The following is a 6,424-nucleotide window of genomic DNA, read 5'->3' as shown; positions in this document are numbered from 1 at the left end:
ACCTAAAATATGTAATTGATCTTGGCAAGCGTATACATAATGTGTTATAGTTGGTTGGTGTTAATAGTTAATTTTACATAAAAAAACCCCAAGAAAAACTTGAGGTTATATTCAATATAGCATTCAAGATCAATTACATATTTTTAAAAATAGATGCATCAAACGCTTCTTATCATTAATACTTTCTTCTAACGAAATCATAGTTTCTGTTCTGTAAACTCCTTCGATATCATCAATCATAAAGATAACTTCTTTAGCATGTTTAGTATCTTTTGCTCTAATTTTACAGAAAATATTGAATTTTCCTGTAGTTACAGATGCAACAGTCACAAAAGTATTGATTAATACGCTCTAAAACAAATTTTGTTTGCGATGTATTATTTAGAAAAAGGCACTACATAAGCTATAAATGAATATCCTAATTTATCATAATCCAATGCTAATGAAGATGCCGGAATAATAATGGGATCTTCATTAGCATTGGATTATGATAAATTAGGATATTCATTTATAGCTTATGTAGGTGTTTTTCTAAATAATACATCGCAAACAAAATTTGTTTTAGAGCGTATTAATCAAATTCCTTTTGTGACTGTTGCATCTGTAACTACAGGAAAATTCAATATTTTCTGTAAAATTGAAGCAAAAGATACTAAACATGCTAAAGAAGTTATCTTTATGATTGATGATATCGAAGGAGTTTACAGAACAGAAACTATGATTTCGTTAGAAGAAAATATTAATGATAAGAAGCGTTTGATGCATACTATTTTTAAAAATATGTAATTGATCTTGAATGCTATATTGAATATAACCTCAAGTTTTTCTTGGGGTTTTTTTATGTAAAATTAACTATTAACACCAACCAACTATAACACATTATGTATACGCTTCCAAAAATAGAACGTTTTAACCAAGACGTTCTTTCTAAATACCATATTTACAATAGTGTCTTTATTACTTTACCATTTGACTCTATTGATAATACCGGGGTTTTACTTCCTTTATTTACCGAAGTTTGCGAAACAGGCTTTAAAAAACAAGAAACGCCTAAAGAAATAGTGAATTTTTTCTCAGGAAAGTATCTAAATGATGCTTCAGAGACAGATAAAATCGATTTGATGTTTCGATTTATTCAATATATTGAGCGCCAAATTGTATTGTTTGATGCTATAGAGGACGCTGCATTTCCTACCGTTAACAATATGGAAGGAAGAGGATCGCTTCGTGATATCAAGGAAAAATCAGATGCAAAAGAAAAAGAAGATGATTTAGTAGAGTTTTTAGAAGATTTTAATGTTCGTACAGTATTAACTGCACATCCAACACAGTTTTACCCAGGACCAGTATTGGGTATTATTAATGATTTAACGGCGGCAATTCGCTCAAATGATTTGCTTAAAATAAAGAAATTACTTGCTCAATTAGGAAAAACACCATTTATACAAAACGAAAAGCCAAATCCTTATGATGAAGCAGTTAGTTTGATTTGGTATTTGGAGAACGTATTCTATGAAACTTCAGGCGAAATAGTACATTATCTTCAAAAGAATATCTTTCACGGAAAATCGATTCAAAATCCTTTGATAAAACTTGGGTTTTCGCAAGGAGGAGATCGTGATGGAAATCCATTTGTAACAACTGCTATTACCTTAAAAGTAGCAGAACGTTTAAGAACTTCGATTCTAAAGTGTTATTATGTTGAGATGCGAAACTTAAAAAGAAAATTGACATTTGCAGGAGTAGATACTTTAGTTTCAGATCTTGAATATAAATTATATCGCTCAGTATTTTATTCTAAAGGGGAGATTTATATTACTTTAGATGAGTTTAAGGCGCAATTAAATAAGATTAAAGATATTATTATTGTGAAGCATCAGTCTTTGTATTTAGATGAATTAGAAGCGTTGCTTATCAAAATAAACCTTTTTGGTTTTTATTTTGCAACATTAGATATTCGTCAAAATAGTAAAATACATGATGCTGTATTTAAGGATGTTGTGACGTATTATTTAAAGTCAGATCCTTCGGTTTTTCCTCCTGATTATTATGATTTATCTGAGAACGAAAAGATAGTGGTACTTTCAAAAGTAAAAGGAAATCTTAATTCAGATGTTTTTGAAAATGAAATTACAAAGTCAACAATTGAATCTATACAAGCAATTAAAGCCATTCAGCAAAATAATGGTGAGTATGCGGCAAACCGTTATATAATCAGTAATAACGAAAGTGCATTGAATGTAATGGAGACTTTTGCTTTAATAAGGTTGAATAATTGGGATAGCCCAACAGTTGATATTATTCCGCTATTTGAATCTGTTGATGATTTACAAAAAGCTCATGAAATTATGGAGCAATTATATACAAATCCAGAATATGCAAAACACTTGATCGAAAGAGGAAACAAACAAACAATAATGTTAGGTTTCTCTGATGGTACAAAAGATGGTGGGTATTTAATGGCAAACTGGAGTATTTATAGAGCCAAAGAAGCACTTACTGAAATTTCTAGAAAATACGGAATTAAAGCTATTTTCTTTGATGGACGTGGTGGACCACCAGCTCGTGGAGGAGGAAAAACGCATAAATTTTATGCATCATTAGGACCAAAAATAGAAAATAATGAGATTCAGATTACAGTTCAAGGGCAGACTATTAGCTCTAATTTTGGAACATTAGATTCTTGTCGTTATAATTTAGAGAATTTATTAAGCGCAGGAGTTACAAATCAGGTGTTTAGTAAAGGTGAAAATGAATTGACTGTTGATGAAAAAGAAGTTTTGGATCAATTGGCAGAACTTGGATACCAAGAATACTTAAGTTTTAAAAATCATCCTAAATTTATTCCTTATTTAGAGAAGATGAGTACTTTGAAATATTATTCCAAAACAAATATTGGCAGTCGACCATCAAAAAGAAGTAAATCGGAGAATTTAGATTTTGCTGATTTGCGTGCTATTCCTTTTGTTGGTTCTTGGAGTCAGTTAAAACAAAATGTGCCTGGGTTCTTTGGAGTAGGTTCTGCTTTGAGACATTTTGAAGAAACGAACCAATGGGAGAAAGTACAAGATTTGTATGATAATTCATTATTCTTTAAAACCTTATTAGAGAATAGTATGATGTCATTGGCAAAATCATTTTTACCATTAACAGCTTACATGAGAAAAGACCCTGAATTTGGGGAGTTTTGGCAAATTATCTACGATGAGTTTTCGGAAACAAAACGTTTGTTACTGAAAATTGCAGGACATAAAGAGTTGATGGAAAATTATCCTGATGGTAAAGCATCTATTCAGATAAGAGAGCGTATAGTGTTGCCATTGTTGACAATACAGCAATATGCTTTATTGAGAATTAATGAATTAAATAAACAAGATCAAGTCGATGATGAATTGATTAAAGTATATGAGAAGATAGTAACACGTTCTCTCTTTGGAAACACAAACGCAAGTAGAAACTCAGCTTAAATTTAATTATTATGTTAGCATCACAATTATTAGAAAATGAATATTCAGGCGGATTTACAACTTATGTTCAAGAAGCTGGAAATGTAAATTTGATTGAAGAATTAGAAATTTCATTGCATGATTTTATACGATTTGTTCAAAATATTCCGATGGATAAATTTGATTATCGTTATGCCGAAGGAAAATGGACAATCAAAGAAATCATTCAGCACATAATCGATACTGAACGTATTTTTGCATACCGTGCTTTACGGTTCTCTAGAAATGATAAAACAGCATTGCCTAGTTTTGATGAAAATGATTATGTAGATAATACTAATGCAAATAGTAGAGGGCTTCAGGATTTATTAACTGAATTGTCTGCTGTAAGGCATTCTAATTTATTGTTCTATAAAAGTTTGTCAGAAGAGCAGCTTAAGAGAATTGGTACTGCTTCTAATAATCAGATGTCAGTTCGTGCTTTAGGTTTTGTTATTATTGGTCACCAAAAGCATCATCAAAAAGTTTTTCAAGAAAGATATTTGTAGTAATAAAGTACTACAATTAAATATTTAAAATCCTGTGAAGTACTAATTCACAGGATTTTTTTATGGAGCTAATACTGCTTCCCGATAGCTATCGGGACACTGTATCTTTTTATTTTTAAAGAAAAAATAAAAAGGATGCCGTTCCAATCAGGGCTAAGGTGGTATCTTAGTTTCTAAAATATTTTGTGATTAAAGCATCTATTTTGTCCTCCTGAACGGAGTCGAAGGATAGTTGCAATTTGGCTTTATCTTTGTCAAAGTCCAAAACTTTGACAAAGATTTGGTTGTTAATATTTATGATGCGTTTTAATAATTCTTCTCGATTACAGCAAGACCTAATCGAATTTTGTCATAAGAAATTTGTTCTTCAAGGAAATCATAATAAGGTTTTAGAGTGTCTGGATTTTCAAGTTTAACTTGTGCATCTCTTATTTTAAAAATTTCAGCATCCGAAACGTAATCTGATAAATCAATGTCGTGTCCATCGATGTATAATTTTGCTAAATGTGATGCGATTGTTGAAACACCAAGCTTTCTTTTTGCTGCAATGGCTTCAATAGAAATTCCTTCCTGAAACAATTCTAGAGTCACTTTGTACGTACTACTTTCCCTTTTAGATTTCGCTTTTGGAGCTTTTTTGTTCTTAAAAAAATCAATTATAGCGTTTACAAAATCAGAACCATACTTTTTCGAGTTTAGCTTTTCCAACTCCGTCTATTGCTATAAGTTCATCATCGCTCATAGGGCGTAATATTTCCATTTGCTTTAAAACAGCATCGCTAAAAATTACATAAGCAGGTACTTCTTCTTCTTTAGAGATCTTGTAACGCAATTGTCTGAGTATTTCAAAAAGAGAATTTGGTTTAGCTTTAGCGGATTTTTCTTGCGTTTCAATTTTTTCAATAGCTTTCTTAACTACAGTTGTAAGCTGAACTTTTTCTCCTTCAAACAATACTTTCTTAGCAAAAGGAGTTAGTAAAATTTTATTATGCTGGTGAAAAGCAATTTCGCAATAACCTAAATTTATCAACTGAATTAAATATTGGTTCCAATCGTACCAAGAAATATCTGCACCAATTCCATAAGTTTTTAAATTCTGATATTCGTTTTCGTAAATGTGAGCATTCTTAGAGCCTCTAAGAAAATCAACAATTACAGCCAAAGTTTCTTTTTCTTGTAAACGAGCAATTGCCGATAATCCTTTTTGGGCAATAACGGTTCCGTCAAAAAACTTAGGAGGGTTTTTACAAATATCGCAGTTACCACAGTTTTCGTTTACTAATTCGCCAAAGTAGGAAAGCAAAATTTTTCTGCGACAGCTTAAGGCGTCCGCATATTGTTTCATTCGCTCAAGTTTAGCAAGCTGAACTTCGGCGTTTAATCCTTCTGAAGCAAATTTTTGCAGTTGAATTACATCACTATAACTTTCAAATAAAATGGTTTCTGAAGGTAATCCATCACGGCCAGCTCTTCCAATTTCCTGATAATAGCCTTCAATATTTTTTGGCAAATTATAATGAATCACCCAACGGACATTGGATTTATCTATTCCCATTCCAAAAGCAATTGTGGCACAAACTACCTGACAATCGTCATTTATAAAATCATCTTGAGTTCTGGAACGTAGTTTACTATCTAAGCCTGCATGATATGCTTTTGCATTAATTCCTTTTTTCTTTAGTTTATCTGCTAATTCTTCAGTTGTTTTTCTGCTCAGGCAATATACAATTCCAGATTCATTGGGCTTGGTTTCAATAAAATCGATGATTTGTTTTACTCTGTCTAGAGCTGGACGAACTTCAAGGCTTAAATTTTTTCTGTCAAAAGAAGCTACAACCGTTTTAGGATTATTTAAATTTAATTGTTGAGTTATATCAGTTCTGGTTGCTTTATCGGCTGTAGCGGTTAATGCTAAGACAGGAGTAGAAGGGAAGCGGTTTTTTAGATATCCTAAATTGGTATATGCTGGACGGAAATCATGCCCCCAAGCCGAGATGCAATGCGCTTCGTCTATTGCTATTAGACTTATTGTAAGTTGATTAAAAAGAATGTCGAGATAAGATAAGCTTTCAGGAGCTATATAAACCAATTTTATAGTATTGGATTTTAAGCTTTCCATGTAAAACTGCTGCTCTTGATCGGTTTGACTGCTGTTTATGAAACAAGCTGTAATTCCGTTTGCTTTTAAACTATCGACTTGATCTTTCATCAAAGCAATAAGAGGAGAAATTACGATTGTGATTCCTGGCAATAATAAGGCTGGTAACTGAAAACAGATTGATTTTCCTCCACCAGTTGGCATAATTGCTAAGGTATCCTGACCAGAAAGTATTGTATTTATAATATCTTCTTGGTTAGGTCTGAATTTTTCGAATCCAAAATTTTCCTTTAGTTTGGCATGTAATAGTGCGGTATCCATCGGCTTGTATT

At 31.8% G+C, this 6,424-nt stretch carries 3 protein-coding genes and 2 pseudogenes; 3 read left to right on the top strand and 2 right to left on the bottom strand.

The features are described 5' to 3' along the window. Positions 1-129 precede the first annotated feature (129 nt). Positions 130-330, bottom strand: a complete 201-nt coding sequence (locus AC1RYN_RS08900; protein ID WP_481806681.1) for an Lrp/AsnC ligand binding domain-containing protein — start codon at positions 328-330, stop codon at positions 130-132. A gap of 114 nt (positions 331-444) precedes the next feature. On the opposite strand from AC1RYN_RS08900, the pseudogene AC1RYN_RS08895 reads away from it, so the two are divergent. From AC1RYN_RS08895 to AC1RYN_RS08885, 3 genes and pseudogenes are all read left to right on the top strand, one after another. Further along, positions 445-786, top strand: a pseudogene (locus AC1RYN_RS08895) (Lrp/AsnC family transcriptional regulator); the annotation flags it as partial. A 95-nt stretch (positions 787-881) separates the two neighbouring features. Continuing rightward, positions 882-3,467: a phosphoenolpyruvate carboxylase gene (locus AC1RYN_RS08890; protein ID WP_481806680.1), complete on the top strand. Its 2,586-nt coding sequence runs from the start codon at positions 882-884 to the stop codon at positions 3,465-3,467. 11 nt (positions 3,468-3,478) lie between these two features. Next, complete coding sequence (locus AC1RYN_RS08885) at positions 3,479-3,994, top strand: DinB family protein (RefSeq protein WP_481806679.1); 516 nt, start codon at positions 3,479-3,481, stop codon at positions 3,992-3,994. Between the two features lie 306 nt (positions 3,995-4,300). Here the strand turns inward: AC1RYN_RS08885 and recQ are convergent. Further along, positions 4,301-6,413 (bottom strand): annotated as a pseudogene (recQ, locus tag AC1RYN_RS08880) (DNA helicase RecQ). Positions 6,414-6,424: the final 11 nt, after the last annotated feature.

It is taken from the genome of Flavobacterium sp. TC780 (assembly GCF_056783245.1).
This window is presented reverse-complemented; position numbering and strand designations above follow the sequence as displayed.